Origin of the sequence: Neorhizobium sp. T6_25 (assembly GCF_002968555.1) — a bacterium.
GTDB lineage: Bacteria > Pseudomonadota > Alphaproteobacteria > Rhizobiales > Rhizobiaceae > Neorhizobium.
Map to the genome: position 1 here is coordinate 35,351 of NZ_PVBL01000020.1, position 22,734 is coordinate 58,084.

The 22,734-nt window shown below is 60.2% G+C and carries 22 protein-coding genes and 2 pseudogenes; 17 read left to right on the forward strand and 7 right to left on the reverse strand.

The window, feature by feature from the left end; translation table 11 throughout:
* The first annotated feature begins 105 nt into the window (after positions 1-105).
* The 13 genes and pseudogenes from C5L10_RS22925 (at position 106) to C5L10_RS22985 (ending at position 11,774) form a co-directional block, all read left to right on the forward strand.
* Positions 106-1,239 (forward strand): mannonate dehydratase, encoded by a 1,134-nt coding sequence (locus C5L10_RS22925; protein WP_105431556.1) that lies wholly within the window; start codon positions 106-108, stop codon positions 1,237-1,239.
* A gap of 61 nt (positions 1,240-1,300) precedes the next feature.
* Complete coding sequence (locus C5L10_RS22930) at positions 1,301-2,515, forward strand: sugar ABC transporter substrate-binding protein (RefSeq protein ID WP_245448125.1); 1,215 nt, start codon at positions 1,301-1,303, stop codon at positions 2,513-2,515.
* 78 nt (positions 2,516-2,593) lie between these two features.
* On the forward strand, positions 2,594-3,454 hold the full coding sequence (locus tag C5L10_RS22935; protein WP_105431557.1) for a carbohydrate ABC transporter permease: 861 nt from the start codon (positions 2,594-2,596) through the stop codon (positions 3,452-3,454).
* A complete protein-coding gene (locus C5L10_RS22940; protein WP_105431558.1) occupies positions 3,451-4,299 on the forward strand; it encodes a carbohydrate ABC transporter permease in 849 nt (282 codons plus the stop codon). Before C5L10_RS22935 ends, C5L10_RS22940 begins: the two co-directional genes overlap by 4 nt.
* A 2-nt stretch (positions 4,300-4,301) precedes the next feature.
* Positions 4,302-5,114 (forward strand): aldo/keto reductase, encoded by an 813-nt coding sequence (locus tag C5L10_RS22945; RefSeq protein ID WP_245448127.1) that lies wholly within the window; start codon positions 4,302-4,304, stop codon positions 5,112-5,114.
* 21 nt (positions 5,115-5,135) lie between these two features.
* Positions 5,136-6,191 carry an ABC transporter ATP-binding protein gene (locus tag C5L10_RS22950; RefSeq protein WP_105431560.1) on the forward strand — a complete coding sequence of 352 codons (1,056 nt, stop codon included), beginning with the start codon at positions 5,136-5,138 and terminating at the stop codon, positions 6,189-6,191.
* Positions 6,191-6,673 carry a VOC family protein gene (locus C5L10_RS22955; RefSeq protein WP_105431561.1) on the forward strand — a complete coding sequence of 161 codons (483 nt, stop codon included), beginning with the start codon at positions 6,191-6,193 and terminating at the stop codon, positions 6,671-6,673. The genes C5L10_RS22950 and C5L10_RS22955 overlap by 1 nt, the downstream gene beginning before the upstream one ends.
* 10 nt (positions 6,674-6,683) lie before the next feature.
* The gene (locus tag C5L10_RS22960) at positions 6,684-7,442 is read left to right on the forward strand and encodes a sugar phosphate isomerase/epimerase (protein WP_105431562.1); all 759 of its coding nucleotides are present in this window, start codon (positions 6,684-6,686) and stop codon (positions 7,440-7,442) included.
* Between the two features lie 554 nt (positions 7,443-7,996).
* Positions 7,997-8,884 carry a hypothetical protein gene (locus C5L10_RS22965; protein ID WP_172717130.1) on the forward strand — a complete coding sequence of 296 codons (888 nt, stop codon included), beginning with the start codon at positions 7,997-7,999 and terminating at the stop codon, positions 8,882-8,884.
* Between the two features lie 43 nt (positions 8,885-8,927).
* Entirely contained in the window at positions 8,928-9,161 is a 234-nt protein-coding gene (locus tag C5L10_RS22970) for a hypothetical protein (RefSeq protein WP_105431564.1), read from the forward strand.
* A 335-nt stretch (positions 9,162-9,496) separates the two neighbouring features.
* Positions 9,497-10,153 (forward strand): annotated as a pseudogene (locus C5L10_RS22975) (ISL3 family transposase); the annotation flags it as partial.
* Between the two features lie 121 nt (positions 10,154-10,274).
* Entirely contained in the window at positions 10,275-11,456 is a 1,182-nt protein-coding gene (locus C5L10_RS22980; protein WP_105431565.1) for a Fic family protein, read from the forward strand.
* 12 nt (positions 11,457-11,468) lie between these two features.
* Positions 11,469-11,774 carry a hypothetical protein gene (locus C5L10_RS22985; RefSeq protein ID WP_205837090.1) on the forward strand — a complete coding sequence of 102 codons (306 nt, stop codon included), beginning with the start codon at positions 11,469-11,471 and terminating at the stop codon, positions 11,772-11,774.
* 75 nt (positions 11,775-11,849) lie between these two features.
* On the opposite strand, the pseudogene C5L10_RS22990 reads toward C5L10_RS22985, so the two are convergent.
* The 5 genes and pseudogenes from C5L10_RS22990 to C5L10_RS23015 all read right to left on the reverse strand — a co-directional run.
* Positions 11,850-12,011 (reverse strand): annotated as a pseudogene (locus C5L10_RS22990) (transposase); the annotation flags it as partial.
* Positions 12,012-12,423: 412 nt separating this feature from the next.
* Positions 12,424-13,242, reverse strand: a complete 819-nt coding sequence (locus C5L10_RS23000) for an SDR family oxidoreductase (RefSeq protein ID WP_105427080.1) — start codon at positions 13,240-13,242, stop codon at positions 12,424-12,426.
* Entirely contained in the window at positions 13,239-14,801 is a 1,563-nt protein-coding gene (locus C5L10_RS23005) for a tripartite tricarboxylate transporter permease (RefSeq protein ID WP_245448129.1), read from the reverse strand. The genes C5L10_RS23000 and C5L10_RS23005 overlap by 4 nt, the downstream gene beginning before the upstream one ends.
* Positions 14,798-15,268, reverse strand: coding sequence for a tripartite tricarboxylate transporter TctB family protein (locus C5L10_RS23010; RefSeq protein WP_105431567.1), 471 nt, complete (start codon positions 15,266-15,268; stop codon positions 14,798-14,800). The genes C5L10_RS23005 and C5L10_RS23010 overlap by 4 nt, the downstream gene beginning before the upstream one ends.
* A gap of 23 nt (positions 15,269-15,291) precedes the next feature.
* Positions 15,292-16,275, reverse strand: coding sequence for a tripartite tricarboxylate transporter substrate binding protein (locus tag C5L10_RS23015; protein ID WP_245448130.1), 984 nt, complete (start codon positions 16,273-16,275; stop codon positions 15,292-15,294).
* Positions 16,276-16,448: 173 nt separating this feature from the next.
* On the opposite strand from C5L10_RS23015, the gene C5L10_RS23020 reads away from it, so the two are divergent.
* The 4 genes from C5L10_RS23020 to C5L10_RS23030 all read left to right on the forward strand — a co-directional run bounded on the left by C5L10_RS23020 (position 16,449) and on the right by C5L10_RS23030 (position 18,862).
* Positions 16,449-17,198: a FadR/GntR family transcriptional regulator gene (locus C5L10_RS23020; RefSeq protein WP_105427083.1), complete on the forward strand. Its 750-nt coding sequence runs from the start codon at positions 16,449-16,451 to the stop codon at positions 17,196-17,198.
* A complete protein-coding gene (locus tag C5L10_RS23025; protein ID WP_105431568.1) occupies positions 17,198-17,857 on the forward strand; it encodes an RraA family protein in 660 nt (219 codons plus the stop codon). Before C5L10_RS23020 ends, C5L10_RS23025 begins: the two co-directional genes overlap by 1 nt.
* A gap of 179 nt (positions 17,858-18,036) precedes the next feature.
* Positions 18,037-18,387, forward strand: coding sequence for a cation:proton antiporter (locus C5L10_RS34950; RefSeq protein ID WP_371411973.1), 351 nt, complete (start codon positions 18,037-18,039; stop codon positions 18,385-18,387).
* Entirely contained in the window at positions 18,326-18,862 is a 537-nt protein-coding gene (locus C5L10_RS23030; protein WP_371411974.1) for a cation:proton antiporter, read from the forward strand. The genes C5L10_RS34950 and C5L10_RS23030 overlap by 62 nt, the downstream gene beginning before the upstream one ends.
* Before the next feature lie 129 nt (positions 18,863-18,991).
* On the opposite strand, the gene C5L10_RS23035 is transcribed toward C5L10_RS23030, so the two are convergent.
* Positions 18,992-21,040 (reverse strand): TRAP transporter permease, encoded by a 2,049-nt coding sequence (locus C5L10_RS23035; protein ID WP_105431628.1) that lies wholly within the window; start codon positions 21,038-21,040, stop codon positions 18,992-18,994.
* A 91-nt stretch (positions 21,041-21,131) separates the two neighbouring features.
* Positions 21,132-22,115 carry a TAXI family TRAP transporter solute-binding subunit gene (locus C5L10_RS23040; RefSeq protein WP_105431569.1) on the reverse strand — a complete coding sequence of 328 codons (984 nt, stop codon included), beginning with the start codon at positions 22,113-22,115 and terminating at the stop codon, positions 21,132-21,134.
* Positions 22,116-22,734 lie beyond the last annotated feature (619 nt).

Genomic DNA, 22,734 nt, shown 5'->3' on the forward strand with positions numbered 1-22,734 from the left:
CGCATTGACATCCGGCGCTGGTTGCGCCAAGTTGTATTACGAATTGACGATATTCAAATATGAACTAGTCGGCGGCACAGCCGAGCGTCGTTCGGGGAGGAAAAGGTGAGGGTAGGTCTGACCTTGTTCGGCGATCATCTGTCGGAGGATGGCGCGCGTTATGCGAGCCAGCTTGGCGTCAGCGATGTCGTCGTGCACCTGACCCAATATTCCCGCAATGCCGACAACACCGCCTACCGAAACGGCGGCGTTGGGCCGATTAACGGCGACTGCATCGATACGCCGCTCTGGACCTATGACCAAATGTCCGGCGTTGTCGGCATGCTCGCAAAACACGGGCTGAAGGTGGCGGCGCTGGAAAACCTGTCGCCCAATTTCTGGTCGGATATCCTTCTCGATGGCCCGGGCAAGCACGCACAGATGGACGGGCTGAAGCAGCTGGTTCGCGATGCCGGACGGGCAGGCATTCCGGTCATCGGCTACAATTTCTCGATTGCCGGCGTCTGGGGCTGGCAGCGCAAGCGGATGGCTCGCGGCGGTGCAACGACTGCCGTCTTCTTCGGCAACGAGTTCGACATGGATGCAGCGATCCCGGACGGGACGCTCTGGAACATGCGCTATCGGGACCCCGTCGCCGGCGCGGCGCCGATCAGCGTCAGCGAGCGGGATCTCTGGTCGCGTCTCGAATGGTTCCTGAAGGAACTCGTGCCCGTTGCGGAAAAGGCCAATGTCCGGCTGGCCGCCCATCCCGATGACCCGCCGGTCCAGCGGCTGCGCGGCAATGCCCGCCTCGTCAACAGCCATGCGAAATACCAGCGCCTGCTGGACATCGCACCGAGCCCGGCCAATGGCCTGGAATTCTGCGTCGGTTCGCTGCAGGAAATGGTCGAGGGCGATGTTTACAAGACCACCCGCCATTTCGCGCGGCAGGGCGCGATTGCCTACGTGCATTTCCGCAACGTGCGCGGCAAGGTCCCGCATTACGTCGAAGCTTTCGTCGACGACGGGGATCTCGACATGGCGGAAATCGTCCGCGTTCTGCGCGATGAGGGTTTTGACGGCGTGATGGTTCCAGACCACGTGCCCGATCTCGATTGCCCGGCCCCGTGGCACGCGGGCAATGCCTATACGGTCGGCTTCATGAAGGCCCTGACGGCCAATGCCCGTGCGCTCGGACCCGCACGTTCGCAGGGCGTCGCGCAATTTCCCAAAGAGGAGCGGGCCGCAATATCGCAGTAGACCATTCCGGTGGAGGCCGGTTCGGGAAAACACGGCATAGTGCCGTACGGAGGAGGAGACGATGATGAAATTCAGGAAGCTGGCCGTCATGGCCACGGCAGTCACGATGCTGACCAGCGGCGTGGCCTGGGCCGGTGAGGTCGTCTGGTGGACGCCGAACTTTAACGAGAGCCGGGCACGCGAACTGATCACCAAGTTCGAACAGGCCAATCAGGGCATCAAGATCAAGCTGGAAGTCACCACGGCGGACGGCCTGCCGCAACGGGTGCTGACCTCGCTGCAATCGGGCGCGGCGCCGGACGTGATCGACGTCCAGCACGCCTGGGTCAACGGTTACGCCCAGAATGGCCTGGTTCAGCCTGTCGACGACGTGCTGAAGGACCGCGACGACTATATCCCGGCATCGCTCGACTACAGCACCTGGAACGGCAAGCTCTGGGCCATTCCCTATCGCATCGAAACCCATGCGATCATCTACAACAAGGGCGCGTTCAAGGATGCCGGCCTTGATCCGGCCAAGCCGCCGCAGACCTGGGACGAGCTGGTTGCCGCCGCCAAGACGCTCTCGAAGGGCAAGGTGGCCGGTTTCGCCATCACCGGCGGCGGCGAGGTCGGCAACACGATCTTCCGGTCGCTGCCCTTCATCTGGATGAACGGCGGCGACTTCATCTCGGCCGACGGCAAGAAGGCGATCGTCAACGAGCCGGCGGCCGTGGCTGCGGTCAAGTTCTACACCGACTTCTTCAAGAACAAGCAGTCGCCCGCCTCGACGCTGGAAAACGACGGCACCGCGAACCGCCGGCTGTTCATCGCCGAAACCGTGGCCGCCTATCAGTCGGGTCAGTTCGACGTGGCGTCGATCAAGAAGGAAAACCCGAAGATCGATATCGGCGTGATGCCCATTCCGCATCCGGCCGGCAAGCCGACTGCAGCGCTGCTCGGCGGCTGGAGCTTCGTCATTCCGAAGGCGGCCAAGAACCCGACCGACGCAAAGAAATTCGTTTCCTTCCTGGCCGAGGCGCCGAACCAGGGGGCTTTGACGGATACGTTCCCGGCCCGCAAGTCGGCCATGTCGCTGCCGCGTTTCAGCGATCCGATCCTGACAGTGTTCAAGGACATGCTGCCCTATGGCCGCGCCGTGCCGAACAACAAGCACTGGGTGCAGATCACCCAGGCCTATTTCGACGGCATCCAGCGCATTCTTCTCGGTGACGAGGATGCCCAGGAGGCGATGGATGGAGCGGCTCAGGATATCCAGGCCCTGCTCGACCAGTAACATCCAACAAGTCGATGGCTCCGGGGACACGGCTCGTCCCCAGAGCATGCCACCATCTATCCTATGAGGAACCTGCCGATGGACCGCAATTCAACGGGCCTTATCTTCGTGCTGCCGGCGCTGATCGTTCTGGCAATGCTGATTGCCTATCCCGTTGCCTATACCGGCCTCCTGAGCGTGACCAACAGCCAGGGCGCGTTTGTCGGCCTTGCCAATTTCAGGACGGTCCTGTCGGCGCGCGCGACGCCGCAGGCGTTCTGGAACACGATCTGGTTCGTCGGCGGCTCGATCGTCTTTCAGGTTGTACTTGGAACGGCGACGGCCATCTTGCTCAACCAGAATTTTGTCGGACGCGGGATCGTCCGTTCGATCACACTGGTGCCGTGGGTTGTGCCGGGCATTGTCGCCGCCACCACCTGGGCATGGATGTTCCACACCGAGTTCGGCATCATCAACTACATGCTGACCGGCTCGGGCGTGCTGCCGGAGCCGATCGGCTGGCTGACCAATCGCGACACGGTCATGCCCGTGCTGATCGCCATCAACGTCTGGAAGCTGTTCCCCTTCGTCGCCATCATGGTGCTGGCAGGACTGCAGTCGATCCCAAACGACCTTTATGAGGCCGCGCGGGTCGATGGCGCCAATTTCTGGCAGGAAGTCCGTTTCATCATGATCCCGCAGGTGCGATCGGTGATCGTCGCCGTGACGCTTCTGCTGGTGATCTGGGGACTGAATTCGATCACCATCATCTATGCGATCACCCGCGGCGGGCCGGCCAACCGCACGCTGATCACGCCGATCCAGATCTTCCGGCTGGCATTCGACAGCACCCAGTTCAATCAGGCTGCAGCGCTTTCGGTGATCTTCTTCGCCGTCGCGCTGGTCATCGTCATCATCTACATCAGGGCGCTCGCATCGGCGCCGGGAGAGGCCAAATGAGCGAAGCCAGCACCCTCAAGCGGACGGGCCTGCCGCTGCCGATCACCATTGTCGGCGCCGTCGTTTTGGTCCTCTTCTGCCTCTTCCCGTTCATGTGGATGGGCGTCTCGTCGATCAAGACGCTGTCGGAACTCTATACCGTGCCGCCCGTCTGGTGGCCGGAAACCCCGACGCTCGGCAACTATTACAAGGTCCTCTTCGAGAGCAATATCCCGCGCTATTTCCTCAACAGCGTCATCATTTCCGTCGGCTCGACATTCCTGGCGCTGCTGCTTGCGATCTTCGCCTCCTACGGCTTTGCGCGCTTCGAGTTCCGCGGCAAGCCACTGCTGCAGAGCTTCGTGCTGATCGGCCAATTGCTGCCGACCGCCGCGATCATCGTGCCGCTGTTCATCACGCTGCGGGTTCTCGGCCTGGTGAACACCTATTGGGGGCTGATCCTCGTTTACATGATCATCACCCTGCCGCTCTCCGTCTGGATGCTGACCTCCTACTTCAAGGCTATCCCCGTAGAGCTCGAGGAGGCGGCGATCATCGACGGGTCGTCGCGGCTCGGCATCCTCTTCCGCATCACGCTGCCGCTGTCCACGCCCGGCATCGTCGCGGTCATCGTTTATGCCTTCGTCACCACCTGGAACGAGTTCGTCTTCGCGCTCTGCTTTGCGACCGACTCTTCGGTGAAGACCCTGCCGATCGGGCTGGCGGAATTCTCCACCGAGTTCAACACCGACTGGGGTGCGGTCATGGCCGCCTCGGTCGTCATGACGCTGCCGATCGCACTCCTCTTCTTCTCGATGCAGCGCCTGTTTGTCGGTGGTCTCACCGCCGGCGCCACGAAAGGATGATCATGAACGGCGACACCATCCCCAGGCTCGGCCTCGGCACCTACGGCCGAACCGGTGACGAAGGCGTCGCCGCGCTTCTGAAGGCGATCGAGATCGGCTATCGCCACCTCGATACGGCGCAGAGCTACGATACCGAACAGCCCGTCGGCGAGGCGGTGCGTCGCTCCGGTCTGCCGCGCGGTGATGTCTTCATCACCACCAAGGTCGCCGATACCCGCCTCGACAAGGCGCAGTTCATGCCGTCGGTCCGCAAGAGCCTGGAGACGATCGGCGTCGATCAGGTTGATCTCCTGCTGATCCACTGGCCGTCGCACCGGGATGCGGTGCCCTTCGAGGACTATATGACGGCGCTCGTCGAAGCGCAGCGCCAGGGTTATGCGCGCCTGATCGGCGTCTCCAACTTCTCGGTGGCACTGCTTGCAAAGGCACGGGCCCTGATCGGCAACGGTACTCTCGCCACCAACCAAGTCGAGATCCATCCCTATCTGCAGTCGCCCAATCTCGTCGCCCACGCGCGGCAGATCGGCCTGCAGCTGACCGCCTATCAGCCGCTCGCCAAGGGCGAGATCGGCGCGGACCCGGTTCTCAACCGCATTGCCGGACAGCATGGGGTCACGGTTGCCGCCGTCGCGCTCGCCTTCCTGATGGGGGAGGGGCACGTCGTCATCCCCGCCTCCGGCAGCGAGACCAATCTGCGCGCCAATTTCGCCGCTCTCGACGTTTCGCTGGGCGAGGCGGAGATGGCGGAGATCCGCACACTCGATCGCGGCTATCGCCGTATCAATCCTGAAAAATCGCCCGGCTGGGATGATTGACATCATGAATGGAGTTGACCCTTGGGCTCGGTGACCATCAAAGAGGCGCGTAAAAGTTATGGCGCGCTGGAAGTACTTCATGGCGTTTCGGTGGATATTACCAACGGCGAATTCGTGGTTCTCGTCGGGCCGTCCGGCTGCGGTAAGTCCACGCTGCTGCGGATGATCGCCGGGCTGGAGGCCATCAGCGGCGGAGAGATCGCCATTGACGGCAAGGTGGTGAACTCGCTTGCTCCAAAGGAACGTGACATTGCCATGGTGTTCCAGTCCTATGCGCTCTATCCGCATATGACGGTGGAGGCCAACATGGGCTTTTCGCTGCGGCTTGCCGGTGCTCCGAAGCAGGAGATTTCGGCGCGGGTGGCTGAAGCCGCCAGAATTCTTGGCCTCGATGCCTATCTGACGCGCTATCCGCGCCATCTCTCCGGCGGCCAGCGCCAGCGCGTCGCTATGGGAAGGGCGATGGTTCGCAAGCCGAAGGTCTTCCTGTTCGACGAGCCGCTGTCCAATCTCGACGCCAAGCTGCGTGTCCAGATGCGCTCGGAAATCAAGCAGAATCACCAGCGCCTGAAGACCACCACCGTCTATGTTACCCACGACCAGATCGAGGCGATGACGATGGCCGACCGCATCGTCGTTATGAATGGAGGCTTTATCGAGCAGATCGGCTCGCCGCTAGAACTCTACGACCGGCCGGCCAATCTCTTCGTCGCAGCCTTCATCGGGTCGCCCAGCATGAACATTCTCGGCGGTCGGTTGGAAAATGGAAGCTTCGTCCTGGCCGACGGTACGTCGGTGACGGCACCGCGCATCGCATCCTTCGGCAACCGCATGGTCCATCTGGGCATTCGCCCGGAACATCTTCGCCTCGATCCGAACGGGTTCAAAGCGGAGATCATCACGGTTGAGCCGACGGGCTCCGAGACCCTGGTCGTCTTGCGGCTCGGCGGCCACGAGGTTACCGGCGTCTTCCGCGAACGGATCGAGAAGCTGCCCGGCGAAACGATTCTGGTCGGCATCGATGCCGAGCGTGCCCATCTATTTGATCCAGAAACAGGAAAGCGACTGGAGGTCTGATGAAGAACACGATCCTTGGTGACGGCAATCACCTTCTGCAGATCTGTTTCGTTACCCATACGTTGGAAGAGTCCGCCGGATGGTTCGCCCGGCTGACCGGCCTGGAGCTTCCGCCGCTCAGCTATTCCGCTGATCCTGACAAGGCGCAGGCTGTCTATAGAGACCAACCGGCCAGGGTCGGCTGCCGCATCATGATGTTCCATTTCGACAATATCGATCTGGAATTCATCGAACCCGGCCCGGAGCCAAGCGCTTGGCGCGACCTTCTGGAGCGAAAAGGGCCGGGATTCCACCATATTGCCTTCAAAACCCGCAACCTCATCCGCGACACTGCGGAGCTGGAAAAGGCCGGACATGGCCTGCTTCAGCGCGGCGAGTTCCAGAGCGGAACTGGACGATACGCCTATTTTGGCGCTGAAAATATGCTTGGCGGGCTAATCGAGCTTCTGGAATACGACCGCGATACACAGCCGCAGAACTGAAAGAACCCGCATGACCTACCCGATTTCCTACCAGCTTTATTCCTCCCGCAATTTTCCGCCGCTGTTTGACCAGTTTTCGCATCTGAAATCCTTCGGTTACGATGCGATCGAACCCTGGCTGCCAGCCTATGAGGCCGATCCCAAGACCTTCCGACAGGCGCTCGACGATTCTGGCCTGAAATGCCACTGCTTCCACATGCCGCTAAAAGGCCTAGTCAGCGAGCCCAACCGCTTTGTCGACATCGCCCAGACGATCGGTGCCACCGTGATGATCCCGCCGTATGTGGCACCGGAGGATCGGGGCACAACGGTCGAATATTGGCGAAATCTCGGCTCGCAGCTGGCTGAAGGTGCAGCCATTGCAGCTGAGCAGGGACTGAAGGTCGCCTGGCACAATCATGATTTCGAATTTCGGGCGATGGCCGATGGCTCGCGCCCAATCGATCATATCTTCGATGGAGCAGGCCAGGGCGTCTGGTTTGAGATCGATTGCGGCTGGATCACCCGAGCTGGCGGCGATCCGGCGGCCGAACTCGAAAAATTCGCAGACCGGATCATCGCCATCCAGGTAAAGGACCTAGCGCCTGTCGGGACCACCGTCGACGATGGCTGGGTGCCGACCGGCTCCGGCATCATCGACTGGCCGCGTCTCGTTCCGCTGTTCCGCAAGACCCGGGTCGAGCATATCGTCACCGAACACGACAATCCGAGCGACTGGCGCGGTTTTGCCAAAAGCTCAATCAATTATCTCAAGATGCTGGGCCTTTAGGGCTACGCCGCAGCGAGCTTTCGCACCACCGTTTAATCACGTTCGATCTGCGAGGTCATGGAGTGTCCGAAAAACGCAGCGACGAGCTGCAGTTGCCGCTTGTTCCATAATAACACGTTACGCAGCAAAGGGGGCTTTTTCAGCAGCTTGAGAAAAGAAGCGGTAGGTCGGCGGTTCTGATCCCTTCAAGGCGACGCTGGCAAGGCATTTACTCGGGTCAACTGCGGTTCACGCCCACCGACGACTTTGCGTTCTTAATCGGTGATTTCCAGCCACTGAGGTTGGCCGTCAAAACCGGACACCGTCCCCAGGCCGCCGCCAGCATTCGGTTGGTGGCCGCGAAAAGTTCCGAAGCTAAGCGCAGCTCGACAGTTCGGGATCAGGCGAAAGCACCAGAAAAGGACTCAGCGCGAGATCGAACGGCCGATGCTCACCGCCCCCACGACTTCACGCCGTCAAAAAAACAGGTCGGTGCCAAAATAGACGCACAGGGATTTGTTAATATCCTGGGCGCAGGTTTCATGTGGAATTCGCGAACAAAGAGAATGTTTTAAATGCTTTTGTCATGCGTGAACCCTCGATCGGCAGCGATATTCGCCCTAATCGTCGGCGCGGCCGTAGCAGTCATTCCGATGACTAGGGTGCGGGCCGAAGGTCCAAATATCAAGACGACGCATCTGATGGCGATCGGCATTTGCCCCCCATGGAAACCGGTGGATACAGAGGCCTGCCGCCGCAGCGTGGATGCAATCGAGGCGGCCTTGGCCGAACGTCTCGGCGTAGACGACAGGAATGTGACGACCCTTGTGAATGATGCGGCCACCACCGAAGGTCTCAAGGCCGCTTTTGCGGGCTTGAGCGGCCTTGGCGCCGATGACCGGCTGATTATTTATGCAAACATGCACGCCGGTGCTATCGACCCAGCCGCGGAGGTGGGCCCCGACAACGACGTGTTCGTGTTGTGGACCAAGGAAAAGCCGGCCGCGGTACAGTTTGCTGTCGCTGAGGGCGACTGGATCAGAGCCAGCGATTTCGCCGGCTGGGTGCATGCCCTGGCGGCTGGAGAGGTGATCTTCATTCTCGACGCCTGCGAATCCGGCGCCGTCACGCCCTTGTTCATCGAAGCTCACCCGCTGAACGACGCGACCCGCGCGGAAGCGGTAATCGTCTCCGCCGCGGCCTCCCAGTTTGCCAATTTCGCCGCGGACCAATCGATGGCCCTTTATTCCCAGCAGTTGGCACAGTCGATTGCTCTCGGTCGCGGCACATTTCAACAAGCCGCAGACCTTGCGGCATCGCAAACACATACTGCGGCAATCGCTATCTGCGATCCTCAGAAATCCGCGATGGAGCAGGCGGGATTGGATCCGTTGTCGTGCGCGCAGCAGCCGACGACGCATGATCCTGACGCTCTGCTGACCCGGATTGTCCTGCATGACTGACCGCAATTGGCAGCCATAACCTTCACCCCAAGGAGAAAATGAAATGAAGACCATCCTGTTCGGACTATTTTTGACGGCCTCGGCGACCTCGGCGTTTGCCGGCATGTCCGGCTGGAACCCCTCTAGCCCTATGATCGGCACCGAAGACGTAGGCGTCGGCACCGTTTGCAAGGTGAAGGACATTGTTGTTTTGGCTCAGTCCGCTGACGATTGCGTCGCAATCGGCGGCGAAGCGACCCACACACTGGTACAATCGGCAAAGCCCGTCGCCAAGTGAGCACAGGCGGTGGTGCGGCGGTCACCGCCTCACCACCGCTTCAGCAACTCCCCGGTAGGCGGCGAACTTAGCCCCCGAGATGAAGGTCCCCAAGTCGATGGTGGACGCCAGAACCGGCAGTCCAGTATCGGCTCCAAAACCGGCCATTCCGGCAAGCAAGCTGTTGCCCGGACTGGAAAAGTAATGCCAATAAAACCGGTTCTTCCTCACTTTGTGTGGTTCACCTGTCGTTAGCGAGGTTGTCGCTATGGGCGGGCATGCGAACAAATTCGAAATGGTCGCCCGGCCCAGGGGTCAAGATACTGGGTATCGCGCTCACTGTTGACGACAGTTGGATTGTTTCCGCCGCTGGATCCGCGATCGGCATCTGCCCCGATTGTGGACGGCGAAGCCGAAGCAGGCATGGCTGGTCCCGCCGTAGTCTCCAGGATCTGCCGGTCCAGGGTCAGTCGGTGACAGTGAAACTCCTGGTGAGCCGCTGGCGATGTGCACATGGGGACTGCGCACGGCGAACGTTCACCGGCCGACTGCCGACGATCGCTGCCCCTTATGCGCGCCGGACGAGAAGGGTCGGGGAGATTGTCGGCTTGCTCGGCCACAGCGCCGGCGGCCGTCCTGGTGAGCGGTTGATGGAGCGGCTCGGCATGCCGGTCAGCGACGACACCATTCTGCGGCAGTTGAAGCGGGATGCTGCGGCGGCTTAACGCAGTTCCGAGATACGGGTGGTCGGTATTGATGATTGGAGCTGGCGGCGGGCGACGAGTTATGGGACCATCATGGTCGATCTCGAGCGACGCTCGGTCATCGACATACTGGATGATCGCAGCGTCGAGAGTGCCGCCAAGTGGCTGCGTGACCATCCCTCCATCGAGGTCGTCAGTCGCGACCGCTGCGGCCTGTATGCGCAGGCCACCCGTGAAGGCGCACCGAAGGCCAAGCAGGTCGCTGATCGGTTTCATCTGGTCCAGAACCTTCGCTCGGCCATCACGGACCTTTTGCATGTACGCGCCCATAATGTTGTCGACCGTTGTTTAAGAGCACTTACTTTAGTCCAACGCCTATTTAAGCCAAAAGCCAATTGCTTAAATAAGGCCGCTCCCGCATAGTGGGAGCATGTCCGAATCAGCATCCAACATCCGGCTAGGCCGCTTCGTCGAGACCCCTGTTGCGGGCGAGATCGTGCGTGCCTTCGTACCGCCCCCGCTACCACCGCAGCCGCCGATCGATGTGCTGGCCCTTCTGGAGCGGCTAAGTCTGGCGGAACGTGCCTTGGGGCGCCTGGACGGCATGACTATGCTGCTACCGCGCCAAGAACTGTTCCTCTACATGTACGTGCGGAAGGAAGCCGTCCTTTCATCCCAGATAGAGGGCACACAATCGACTCTTTCGGACCTGCTGCGCTTTGAAACCGAGGCGCAGGCTGGCCAGCCGATCGACGACATCCGTGAAGTGTCGAACTATGTCGATGCGATGATGTATGGCCTGGAGCGCCTCGAAGACCTGCCGCTGTCACTACGTCTGATCCGCGAGATGCATGAGCGACTGCTGCAAAGCGGGCGTGGCGGCACGAAAAATCCCGGCGAGTTTCGGCGGTCTCAGAACTGGATCGGTGGTTCACGCCCAGGCAACGCACTATTTGTGCCGCCACCGCCGACCGAGATGGATGCTTGTCTCGATGCGCTTGAGCGCTTCATGCACGAGGACGGCTCGCGCCTGCCCGCCCTCATCAAGGCTGGGCTGCTGCATGTCCAATTCGAGACCATCCACCCGTTCCTGGATGGAAACGGCAGGATCGGTCGCTTGTTGGTGACGCTGTACCTGTGCGTCAACGGTGTGCTGCGCAAGCCGCTGCTCTATCTGAGCCTCTATCTTAAAACGCATCGAGCCGACTATTATCGCCTGCTTCAGGAGGTGCGCGAGCACGGGGCATGGGAAGCCTGGCTTGATTTCTTCCTTGCCGGTGTTGCGGATACGGCCAATCAGGCATTCGAGGCCGCCACCCGGATTGTCGATCTGTTCAAGGAAGACCGCGAGCGGATTACCACAGAGAGCGACCGGGCAGGCTCCGCGCTGCGTATCCACGATCTGTTTCAACAAAACCCGTTCCTGACGGCCAACCAACTCGTTCAGCAAACAGGTCTCTCAGCCCCTACGGTCAATGCGGCGCTCGCCGATCTGGAACGGTTCGGCATCATCGAAGAAATCACCGGGCGCAAGCGGGGGCGCGTGTTCAGTTACCGGCGATATCTTGCCATCTTGAGCGAGGGAACCGACCCGCTCCCCACGACGGCTTAAAAGGGGGAGACCGTGCCGATAAAAACTATATCCGCCACACAATTCGCGACAGCGCTCGATCTTAGGCCAAATCTTGTGGCGTGGTTCCTCGGCGCAGGCGCATCGGCCGCCTCCGGCATTCCGACCGGCTATGCCATGATCCACGACTTCAAGGCGCAAATCTTTTGCCGCGAGACAAACCTGTCAAAGCGAGAGGTCGATACGGCTGAGCCTTTCGCGTCGCTAGGGGGATGGTCTCGGATTGACCGCGTGTTTAATGGTGAACTGGCGCAAGTGGTTCGCGACCTTAACGAAAACATCTGGAAAGACGCAGGCTGATGAACGGTACAAGGGCGCGGGAAACCGTTCAGAAGCTCTGGAACGCCAGCAAAAGTTTGCAGGGTGGCGGCGTCCTGTCGCCCCCTCAAGGAGCTGGTCTTTCCACTGTTTGATCTGGTTGGCGTGCACGTCAAACTGCTGGGACAATTCCACCAGCGTTTGTTCGCCCCTAATGGCGGCAACTGCCACCTTCGCCTTGAAAGCCGGGCTATGGTTCCGGCGCGGTCGTCTTGTCATGGTCTCTTCTGTTCCCGGCATCTAAGCCGAAGTCAGGCAGAAATTCCACTTATCCCAACTGTGCAGATTTCCCGAGCCACCTCTGTCCTCCATCCAGAGTTCCATAATAGCGCGTTACGCAGCAAAGGGGGCTTTTTCAGCAGCTTGAGAAAAGAAGCGGTAGGTCGGCGGTTCTGATCCCTTCAAGGCGAGGGTTCGGCAGCTTTGCGGCCCGAAGTGGGTAGTAGGTGAACGCCTACCGATTGTTCTAGCCGATACAAGTGCTAACCTCATAATAGTGAGCGCTTGTCAATGCGGGTCCACACGTCGGTTCACCCTTGAGACCTAGCGCGGAAGGGACTCCCTTTGGAGTTTGCTAAATTAAACCCGCTCGGCCGGCCGAGTGGGTTGGGGGTCAGATAAGCGCCTGCGGTCACCAGGCCGTGAAGCCACCGTCCAGAACCAGGTTGGCGCCGGTCATATATGTGGAGGCGTCGGAGCCGAGGAACTGCACGATCGGGCCGAACTCGTCGATCTCCGCCTGGCGGCCCATGGGGACGCGCTCGAGGAAGGCATCAATGAATTCCTTGTCGAAGGAGCCGGTCTTGACGCCGCCGAAGGTAACCAGGTTTACGCGCACGCCCTTTTTCGCCCAGTAGGTGGCAAGATAGCGGGTCATGTTGACCAAGCCGGATTTCGATGCGGCGTAGGAGATCGCCTTGATGAACGGCTTTCCGTCGCGTGCTTCGCGATAGGCATAGAGCGCTTGGTTGGGTGACACGAGACCATACATCGAGCCGACCATGATGATGGATCCGCAGCCGGCTTCGGCCATCTTGCTGCCGATCACCTGGGTGGTCAGCATCACGCCCGTAAGGTTGGTGTCGATCACTTCGTCCCAATATTTCTGCGGATAGTCTTCGAATGGCGCGTTCTGGTCAGCGTCGCCATTTGGCTTACTGTCAATGCCGGCGTTGTTGATCAGGATGTGCGGGACGCCCCAGTCGGCAATCAGCTGGTCGGTTGCCTTGATCAGGCTCTCCTTATCGCGCACGCTGGCTTCGTAAACGCGGACGTTGTCGGCGAGTTCGCCGAATTTCTCGACGACCTGTTGGCGCGAGAATGGGCGGCGGCTATAGATCGCGACCTTGGCGCCTGCTCCGGCCAGCGTCTTGGTAAATTGGGTGCCGAGCTGGCCGAGACCGCCGGTCACTACGGCGACGCGATCCTTGACGGAGAATACGTCTTTCATTGCAAATTTCCTTTTGTTGAATTGGGAACGTCGGGCAGGACTGTGGCAGGATCACTGGCATCCGGCCCTTGGCCGCGCCGCGTCCAGGCGCGGTGGATGGCAAGCACGAGGATGGTGCAAACCACGATGCCGAGGCCGCCGGCGACCGGCCGCTCGAAGAAGCCAAGCAAGTCGCCGCGGGCAATCTGCATCGACATGATGAAGTTCCGTTCGAGTACGGGTCCCAGAACGAGGCCCAGGATGATCGGGGCGATGGGAAAGCCGTTGCGCTCCAGCAGGTAGCCAACGACACCCGCGACCAGCATGGTCCAGACGTCGAACAGCGTGTTGTTGACGGCATAGGAGCCGACAAAGCAGCACAGCAGGATCATCGGCACGATGACGGCGCGGGGTACCGACAGAACATGCCGCGCACCTTTGATGGCGAACCAGCCCAGCGGCAGCAACAGCAGGTTGGCGACGAAAAACGTCAGGATGATTGCCGTCGGCATTGTCGGGTTTTCGATGAACAATCGCGGGCCGGGCGAAACTCCCTTCATGAACAGAACGCCGACCGCAATCGCAGTGACCGCGTCACCTGGGATCCCGAACACCAGCGCCGGGATCCAGGCGGAGGAAAGCCCGGCATTGTTGGACGAGGTTGCCTCTACCAGTCCTTCCGGGTGGCCGGTCCCGAATTTCTCCGGCGTCTTGGAGAACTTGCGGCTCATGCCGTAGGCTATCCAGGCCGCGAGATCACCGCCCACGCCTGGCAACGCGCCGACGGCGGAGCCGAGCGAAGTGCCGCGCACGACGCTCATTGGATACCTGCGCAGCAGCGCGAACATACCGCGATAGGGCTTGATGTCGCCCACCTTCGGCGCTGGCGGCAGCTCACGCTCCAGAGCGGTGAAGCCCCGGATGATTTCCGACAGGGCGAACATGCCGATCATGACCGGGATGAAGCTGATGCCGCCCGAAAGCTCCAGTACATCGAAGGTGAAGCGCGGCTGGCCTGTGGTCACGTCGAGTCCGACTGTTGACAACAGTAGGCCGATGACAAGCGAGACAGCACCCCTGATCGGATTATCGGAACTGACCAGTGCGCATGTCATGAGGCCGAGCGTCGCCAGCCAGAAGAACTCGAAGCTGGAGAAGTTCAGCGAGACCTGCGCTAATGCCGGTCCAGAGACGAGCAGGACAGTGGCGCCGATCAGGCCGCCGAGGGCGGAGAAGAAGAAACCGAGCGACAGGACCTCTCCGGCCTTGCCCTGCCGGGTCATTTCGTAGGCCTCCTCGGTATAGGCGGCCGAGGCCGGCGTGCCGGGTATGCGGATCAGGGCTCCGGGAATGTCACCCGCGGTGATCGCCATGGCCGTGCTGGACACGATCAGCGCGATCGCCGCCAACGGCTCCATGTAGAAGGTGATCGGCACCAGCAGAGCTGTCGCCATGGTGGCAGTCAGTCCCGGCAGCGCACCGATGAACAGGCCGTAAACAGAGCCGATCAGAATAGCGAGCAGCACGCTTGGCGCCATCACCATAAAAAAGGCCGTCTCGAAAGTTTCGAAGCTCATCATAGGAATGCTCCCAGAGGCCCGGCAGGAAGTTCCACATGCATGATCCTGGTGAAGCTCAGATGCAGCGCCAGGACGAACAGCGGCGCGACAATGGCGATGGTGAGCGGCCGGGCACCCATCAGAACCATCAGCACGGTCATGAAGATCAGGCCGATCAGCGGGAAGCCCACGGACTGGAACAGCAGCGTTGCCGCCAGCAGGGCACCAATGGTCCAGATCGCCGTGAGCCGTTTTCGCAGGGACACCTCCCACTCGCTGGTATCGACCAGCGGTTCGGTCAGGGGCTTCGACCAGGCTTTCCAGCCAAGCAGCCCGCCGAAAAGGATCAGCGCTCCACCTGTGATGGACGGCATGAGGTCAGCGCCGAAGCGGACTCCGGGCACTTGCGGCAGGCCGGCGGAGGCGATGATCACGCCTCCGCCGAACAAGATCAGCCCGGGGCTGATCAGTCTTTCGCTGAGTTTCATGTCAATGTCTCTTGCTGTGGCCGCTACTTGGCCAGACCAACCGCTTTCATGGTCTCGCTCAGTCCGTCATGAGCGGCCTTTACGGTCGCGGCAAAGGTCGGGGCGTCCTGATAGGCAACGGAGAAGCCGCGCGAGGTCATGAACTTCTTGAACTCTGCGTCCTCTGTGATTTCCTTCAATGCGGCGCTGACCTTCTGTACGACGTCGTCGGGCAGGCCTTTGGGTCCGGCCATGCCGCGGAAGGGAAGAGGCGACCACTTGATCCCGAGCACTTCGTCCGAGGTCGGAAGGTCGGGATAAAGCGGGCTGCGCTCGCTCGAGATCATCGCGATGGTCTTGGCTTGGTTAGCCTCAACGAGCGCCTTTGCTTCGGCGGGCGAGGTGGAAACCACGGCAATGGCGCCAGATGTCAATTGCTGCAGCGCCGGCGCTGAACCATCCGAAGCAACCCAGTTTGCGGCAACGGGATCGATGCCCGCCTTCTGCAGCAGACCGACCCAGGCAAGATGCGAGAGACCTCCGCGGTTTGCGCCGGAAGCTGCGACGCCGCCCGGGTCAGCTTTGACGGCTTCGATCAGGCCCTTGAGATCTGAATAGGGGGCGTCGGGGCGGATATTCACGGCAATGGCGTCGGCGTTGAAGCGACCTATGAAGGTTAGGTCCGCAGGCGTCACCCCCTTGAGGCCCTGCGCTTCGTACATCGCGCTTTCGATGGTGACGACGCCGAGCGTATAACCGTCGGGCGCGCCTTGGACGATTGCAGAATGGCCAACGAGGCCGCCACCGCCGGTGCGATTCACGACATTGAAGGGCTGACCGAATTTCTTCTGCAGGCCCTCGGCCACAGCCCGGGCGGTGGCATCGGTGCCGCCGCCAGCTGCCCACGGTACGATCACGGTGACGGCCTTCTCCGGCCACTCGGCCATGGCGACGCCAGCACTCAGCACCACTGCCACGCCAGCCACTCCGGCTGCGGCATGGCGCCAGAACTTATTAATTAAAGACACGATGTCTCCTCCCGTTTCCCTGTTGCGTGCGGCGCTGCGACTATCCTCCCGCTGGACCGACACTTGACATATGACTTATGACATAAGTACTGTAAGCGCATGATTGGTGATGCGTCAACCACTTCGCTCAATCTGCAAAAGGTCAAAGCGAAACACGACTGCGGGAGCCCGACATGATGACTGCTGAAACATCCACAGTTCCGAAGCGAGACCGCCTGCACATCATGGTGGCATCGGCGCTGGAGGCCAGCATTCTGAGCGGCGAGTTGAAGATCGGCGACAAGCTGGATTCCGAAAGCGCGATCGCCAAGGAGTTCGGTGTCTCCACCCGCGCCGTGCGCGAGGCAATCCACACGCTCGAAACCAAGGGTCTCCTGTTGCGTCGTCACGGTGAGCGCACGACCGTGGTGCGCGAGGACGTGAACGAGTTTCTCGATACGCTGGCCGTGACGGTCCGTCAGCGGTTGGCGGCGGAGCCAGAATATCTGCAGCAGCTGATGGTGGCGCGTCGCATGATCGAGACGGAGATCCTCGAAATCGTCTGCGCGTCCGATGCGCCGATCGCTCCTGCGGTTAAGGAGAATTTGGATCGCATGCGCAGGGCGCGGGATGAAACGGACTTCTCCGGTTTCGTAGAGGCCGACGCGGCCTTTCATTTGGCCATCGTCCACTCGGCGGGCAATCGCATCCTGTCGATCATCTATGACAATTTCGCCAGCCTCATTAGTGAAGTCATCCAGGTAACGAGCCGTGTGCCGACCAAGTCGCTTGACGAGGCCTACGACGAACACGCCGCGATCTATCAGATGATCAGCGACCACAACGAAATCGGGGCAAAGGCGTTGGTCCGCGCCCAGATCGACAACAGCGCGAACTACCTGCGCATTGCCATTGAAAAAGCATCCAAGGGAGGAAAGACGTAATGCCTGATTTTGACTATTCCGATGTCGACTGGAGCGCGATCGAGCGCCTGAAGAATTGGTATTCGGGTGACGTGCACGACAGCATGGAGGCGCTCGGCCTCTGGGGACATCTGGAAGGCATCAAGTTGCTGGGTGCCTTGGCGGAAGGAGAGGTGATCTGCGGACCGGCCGTGACTGTGCTTTTTGGTTTGTCAGACCGCAAAGGCGAGCCACAGGACATCTATCATAATGCTGTCGACAACGCGCCGAAGGGCGGGGTCCTCGTCTGCGAAGCTTCCTGTGCGCCGGGCTCCTGCTCCGGCGAGCTAATGAGTTCGGGCGCCAAGACACGCGGTGCGGCGGCCACGATCGTTAACGGCACGGTACGCGACCTCGCACAGGTCCGAAAACTCGGCTACCCCTTATTCGGCACCGAGCCGAGCCCGGTCGGCGTGACCGGAAAGAAGGAACCAATCGAATCGCAGATCCCGATCAAGATCGGCCGCGTCACCATTAAACCCGGCGACGTGATCTTTGGCGATGTAGATGGTGTCGTCTGCATCCCGAAGGAGCACCTGGCCGCTGTCGCCGACCAGGCCGACACGCTTGGAAAGCATGAGACCGTGGCCAGAGATCGTATCTTGTCGGGCGAGAAGCTGCAGTCTGTCTGGCCGGTCTAATCCGGCCAAATGCGAAGTGGCGGTGACGTTAGCACGGCCACTTCGCTGTCGGGACAGCTCGATAGTTTCGATTGAACGGTCCACTTCGAATTCGAATGAGATCTTGACCCGGCCCAGCCTCAAAGTTTTCAGTAAGAACTGGCTCTGACGCGCTTCAAGGCCAGGGACTTCGCGAATGCGTGCAGGCCCTCGGTCTCAAGCACATCCGCACCAGACTTCAACTTCCTTTCGTATGGGCGCTAGTCTTCGGCGCCTTGATCAGCCCGACTGATCCGGTTGCCGTGCTTGCCACCTTGAAGACTGTGACGGTTCCCCGGTCGCTTGAGACCGACATGGCTGGAGAATCGCTATTCAACGATGGGGTTGGCGTGGTGGTGTTCACGGCGATCCTTGCGATCGCTGTCGGTTCGGGCGGCGAATCGGTCGGAGCGATCAAGATCCTTGAACTGTTCTTCGTCGAGGCCGTGGGTGGCGCAGCACTGGGATTTGGGACTGGCTACATCGCCTATTTGGCGATTGCGAAGAATTGACGATTATCCCATCGAGGTGCTGATCTCCATCGCGTTGGTTATGGGAACATACGCCTTTGCGTCCTCGCTTGGTGCGAGTGGACCAATCGCAGTCCCCGTTGCGGGATTGATCATAGGGAATAAGGGACCGAGGGACGCGATGAGCGATCTAACGCAACGGTATCTCTTTGGCTACTGGACACTGGTCGATGAGATTCTAAACTCGACCCTCTTTCTGCTCATCGGGCTCGAAGTTCTGGTCCTGCGCTTTGAATTTTCGCTGACTCTTTTGGCAATCGTCCTGCTTCCGATCGTCTTCCTGGCGCGCCTGGCCGCGACCGGCATACCGGTGAAACTTCTTGAGCGGTGGCTCGAATTTGTGCCGGGGGCTATCGCCGTCCTGACATGGGGAAGGTTGCGGGGAGGCATTTCGATCGCACTGGCATTGTCCTTGCCCGAAGGTCCAGAGAAACCTTTGATCCTGACCGCGACCTAAGTGATCGTGATTTTCACGATCGTCGTTCAAGGTCTGACGCTTAAGAAGGTGGTGCAACATGTTATCCGTTGATAGCGCCTCCAACGGGGCTATTTCGGTAAAGCAGTCGCGGGTGGTTTCTGGCCGCTCTCAAGCGTGTGCCCGGCTGACGGCAGTGAATTGCCGACCCAAGACAGGGATGACCAAGAGCAGCCCCACCAGCGACGATACAAGTTCAGGGACCACGAAGAGGATCGCGGCTAAAATCAGGAGTGTTCTCTCCCACCAGACGGTTCTGACAAGCAAGAAGCCGGAAAGGGCGGAGCCGAGGCATGTAATACCCAAGACGCACCCGACGAAGGCGATCGTGAAGTTGCTCCAGGAGAAGTTGGCGGTTACGAGCAGAAGGGATGGCGAGAACACGAACACGAAGGGTACGAGCACTTTTCCCAAACCCAGGCGAAATGCGGTGTTGCCAGTCTTGAAGGGGTCGGCTCCCGCCATGCCCGCCGCGGCATAGGCCGCGAGCGCTACGGGAGGCGTGATGTCGGCAAGGACCCCATAATAGAAGACGAAGAAATGCGCGACGATCGGCTCAACGCCGAGCAAGCCAAGTGTCGGGGCGGCAATCGTTGCCATGATGATGTAATTGGCAGTCGTCGGAATGCCGCAGCCCATCAAAATGCAGACGACACCGGTCATGATGAGGGTGAATAGCAATGTCAGTGTCTGCGGCCCAAACCAGGCGGCTGGAACAATCGTACCGACCCAGGTGGCCATTTCCGCCGCCGTCGTCGTGACGATGTAGGAAATCTTGAAGCCTACGCCGGTTAGCGTCACGACCCCTACGATAATGCCAACCGTTGCCGCCGCCGCGCCGACCGCCAGCGCGTATTTTGCACCGTCCCGCAGGCCCTCGAAGACTTCCGTCACCGACATGCGCCGGCGCGGATTGACGAGGCCAACGGCGATGCAAAGCGTGATGCCCCAGAATGCCGCGAGGTAAGGCGTGTAGCCGGAGAGCAGTATGCCAATCAGGACGACAAGCGGGATGACGGTCGGCCAGTCGCGCTTGAAGGCTTCCTTCAGATCCGGCATCTCGTCATCGGTCATGCCGCGAAGGCCCTCACGCTTGGCCTCGAAGTGAACCTGAACCAGCACTCCGAAGAAATGCATGAAGGCCGGCACGATCGCCGCCAGGATGATCGTCGTGTAGGGAAGATTAAGGAACTCGATCATCAGGAACGCCGCCGCACCCATGATCGGCGGGGTGATCTGGCCACCGGTGGACGATGCGGATTCGACGGCTGCTGCAAATGTGCGCTTGTAGCCGAGCCGGATCATCGCCGGGATCGTCAGCGAGCCGACAGTCACCGTATTGGCGACGGAGGAGCCGGATATCATGCCAAACAGTGCCGATCCGAAAATCGAAATCTTGGCAGGTCCCCCGGCGTAGCGACCGGCGACCCATGCCGCGCAATCGAGAAAGAGCTGGCCGAGCCCGATACGCGTCGCAAATACCCCGAACAGCACGAAATGGAAGACGTAGGTGGCAACAACGCCGAGCGCGATGCCGTAGATGCCCTGGCTGGTCAGATAGAGGTGATTGATCAACTGCGAGAAGGTCGCGCCGGGATGAACCAGTATCCCTGGCATTGACGGCCCGTACAGAGAGTAGATCATGAACAGGACCGCGATGATCGGCAAAGGCCAGCCCACCGAGCGGCGTGTTGCTTCGAGAAGGACCAGAACCAGCACGCCGCCCAGCACGACATCCGCCGTCGTCGGATTGCCAACACGGAAGGCGAGGTCATCGAGTGGAATGAACGGCACGTGCATGACGGCGATGACCGCACCGATTGCCAGCGCCCAATCGAACAGCGAAATGTCGAGCGGTCGCAACACAGTCGATTGCACCGGCTCGCCGTAACCGCGCCTGGAGAAGGGAAATACCAGAAATATCAATCCCAGGACGAAAGACAGGTGGATGCCGCGATGCAGCACCTCCGATAGAAGGCCGAAGCCGGCGGTGTAATAATGAAAGATGGATAAGGCGATCAGCAAGGCCCCAACCAGCCGCGCAACAAGCGGCGCCAGAGGCCGAAACCGGATTTCGGCATCGAACTGCTCTTCGAGCTCGCGTGCCCGTGCCTCGTCCAACTCCATCGGAGAGGTCTTGCCGGCTGTGTCATCGCTCATGTCGGAAACCCTTGGCATCGCTTCTAAACGGTTGATGCGGCGGCCTGCCTCAGCCTGCCGCCGCACCACCAATCACACGCTCGGCCCCTGTTTACTTCAGGACGCCGACTTCCTTGTAGAATCTCTCCGCGCCCGGATGGAGTGGAATCCCCAGGCTGGTCGTTGCATTTTGAAGAGTGATCATCTTGCCCTTCGCATGTCCAGCATCGAGCGCAGCGCGCGTCGCGTCGTTCCACATGACCTTGGTGATCTTGTAGACCAGCTCTTCCGATTGCTTCGCGCTTGTAACCCACTGTGCAGCGACCGAGATCGTCGGCGTTTCAGCAACATCCTTGTAGGTGTTGGCCGGAACAGCGTCCTTCGAAAAGAAGGTGTAATCCTTGATCAGCTTGTCAACTTCCGGACCACTGATCGGGACGAGCGAGATGCCACTGGACGTGGCCAGTTCGGAAATAGCGCCGGTCGGATAACCGCCGACGAAGAAATACGCATCCAGTCCTCCGTCACGCAGGCGGTCACCGGCCGGGCCAGGCTTGAGGTGCTCGGCTTTGATATCACTTTCCTTCAGTCCATACGCACCAAGCACGATACGGGCGTCGACGATCGTCCCCGAGCCTGGTTCATCAATGGAAACGCGCTTACCCTTAAGGTCTGCAACCGATTTGATGCCCGCATCCTTGCGCGCAACAAGATGGATCGTTTCCGGATACAGTGTAGCGATCAGGCGAAGGTCCTCGACCTTGCCCTTTCCTTCATAGAGGCCGGTGCCACTGTGCGCCCAATAAGCGACGTCCGATTGGGTGAACCCGGATTCCATTGATCCGCCCTGGATCGCATTGATGTTGGCCACGGATCCGTTCGACGCAACAGCTGTGGAAACGAGGCCGGCAACACCCTTGTCGCCGGCGCCTGAAATTGCGTTGGCGATCAATCCTCCGATTGGATAGTAGGTTCCAGCAGTCCCGCCCGTACCGATTCTGAAAAAGGCCGGCGACTGCGCGCCTGCCAAGCTGGCACCGAGAGCGAGCACCCCGACGATGGCGCCGACCGACATGAAACGTTTGCTGATGTTCATCGATGTTCCCTTTCACGTGTTTCGGTGAACATGATAAATGTGCCCAGTGGTTGTCAACCAAAAGTGACGCGGGCAGGATGGGCCAGGGTCGATCAACCTGGGGCTAGATCTCGAGTGCCAGTCTCGCCTCGACTCGGGTCTGGTCGAGGACCAGATTGGGTGACCACAGCCGCACACGTCGCCGTTGGCAGTACCGTCAGTCCAGGTTTAGACGCTTGACGGCGGCCGGAGCATCCACACGTCCCCGGCCGCTTTGCTCGCCACAAGTATCTCACCACGTGCACACGAGCGGGTCGAACCTACGAACGCGGCGTTATCAGTCAATAGGGCCTTAAGGCCGAACGTGACGCAATCGTAATCGGCAGTTGTAGTCGCTCTGAACAATGGGGCAGGGAAAGACTGACGGCTGTATCGATGGCAATGGCGAGGATTTCCCTTGCGCGCCCGGCGGTTTCGCAACCCCGCAGGCTGGTCTGTTCGTGATAGAGAGGATGCGAGGCCGAGGTCGCTGTTTTGCATTGGTGCAAGCCGACGATCCTGTTAATGCTTGAGGGCAGGCGTCGCTGGCTCGAAGAATCGCAGCCCGGCTGCATGCATTCGACATCAATGCTTCGCTGGG

Excerpts from the sequence above, each read along its gene's own strand:
- C5L10_RS22930 (WP_245448125.1), top strand. The coding sequence starts at position 1,301 with ATGATGAAATTCAGGAAGCTGGCCGTCATGGCCACGGCAGTCACGATG.
- C5L10_RS22935 (WP_105431557.1), top strand. The coding sequence starts at position 2,594 with ATGGACCGCAATTCAACGGGCCTTATCTTCGTGCTGCCGGCGCTGATC.
- C5L10_RS22940 (WP_105431558.1), top strand. The coding sequence starts at position 3,451 with ATGAGCGAAGCCAGCACCCTCAAGCGGACGGGCCTGCCGCTGCCGATC.
- C5L10_RS22945 (WP_245448127.1), top strand. The coding sequence starts at position 4,302 with ATGAACGGCGACACCATCCCCAGGCTCGGCCTCGGCACCTACGGCCGA.
- C5L10_RS22955 (WP_105431561.1), top strand. The coding sequence starts at position 6,191 with ATGAAGAACACGATCCTTGGTGACGGCAATCACCTTCTGCAGATCTGT.
- C5L10_RS22960 (WP_105431562.1), top strand. The coding sequence starts at position 6,684 with ATGACCTACCCGATTTCCTACCAGCTTTATTCCTCCCGCAATTTTCCG.
- C5L10_RS22965 (WP_172717130.1), top strand. The coding sequence starts at position 7,997 with ATGCTTTTGTCATGCGTGAACCCTCGATCGGCAGCGATATTCGCCCTA.
- C5L10_RS22970 (WP_105431564.1), top strand. The coding sequence starts at position 8,928 with ATGAAGACCATCCTGTTCGGACTATTTTTGACGGCCTCGGCGACCTCG.
- C5L10_RS22980 (WP_105431565.1), top strand. The coding sequence starts at position 10,275 with ATGTCCGAATCAGCATCCAACATCCGGCTAGGCCGCTTCGTCGAGACC.
- C5L10_RS23000 (WP_105427080.1), bottom strand. The coding sequence starts at position 13,242 with ATGAAAGACGTATTCTCCGTCAAGGATCGCGTCGCCGTAGTGACCGGC.
- C5L10_RS23005 (WP_245448129.1), bottom strand. The coding sequence starts at position 14,801 with ATGATGAGCTTCGAAACTTTCGAGACGGCCTTTTTTATGGTGATGGCG.
- C5L10_RS23010 (WP_105431567.1), bottom strand. The coding sequence starts at position 15,268 with ATGAAACTCAGCGAAAGACTGATCAGCCCCGGGCTGATCTTGTTCGGC.
- C5L10_RS23020 (WP_105427083.1), top strand. The coding sequence starts at position 16,449 with ATGATGACTGCTGAAACATCCACAGTTCCGAAGCGAGACCGCCTGCAC.
- C5L10_RS23025 (WP_105431568.1), top strand. The coding sequence starts at position 17,198 with ATGCCTGATTTTGACTATTCCGATGTCGACTGGAGCGCGATCGAGCGC.
- C5L10_RS23035 (WP_105431628.1), bottom strand. The coding sequence starts at position 21,040 with ATGAGCGATGACACAGCCGGCAAGACCTCTCCGATGGAGTTGGACGAG.
- C5L10_RS23040 (WP_105431569.1), bottom strand. The coding sequence starts at position 22,115 with ATGAACATCAGCAAACGTTTCATGTCGGTCGGCGCCATCGTCGGGGTG.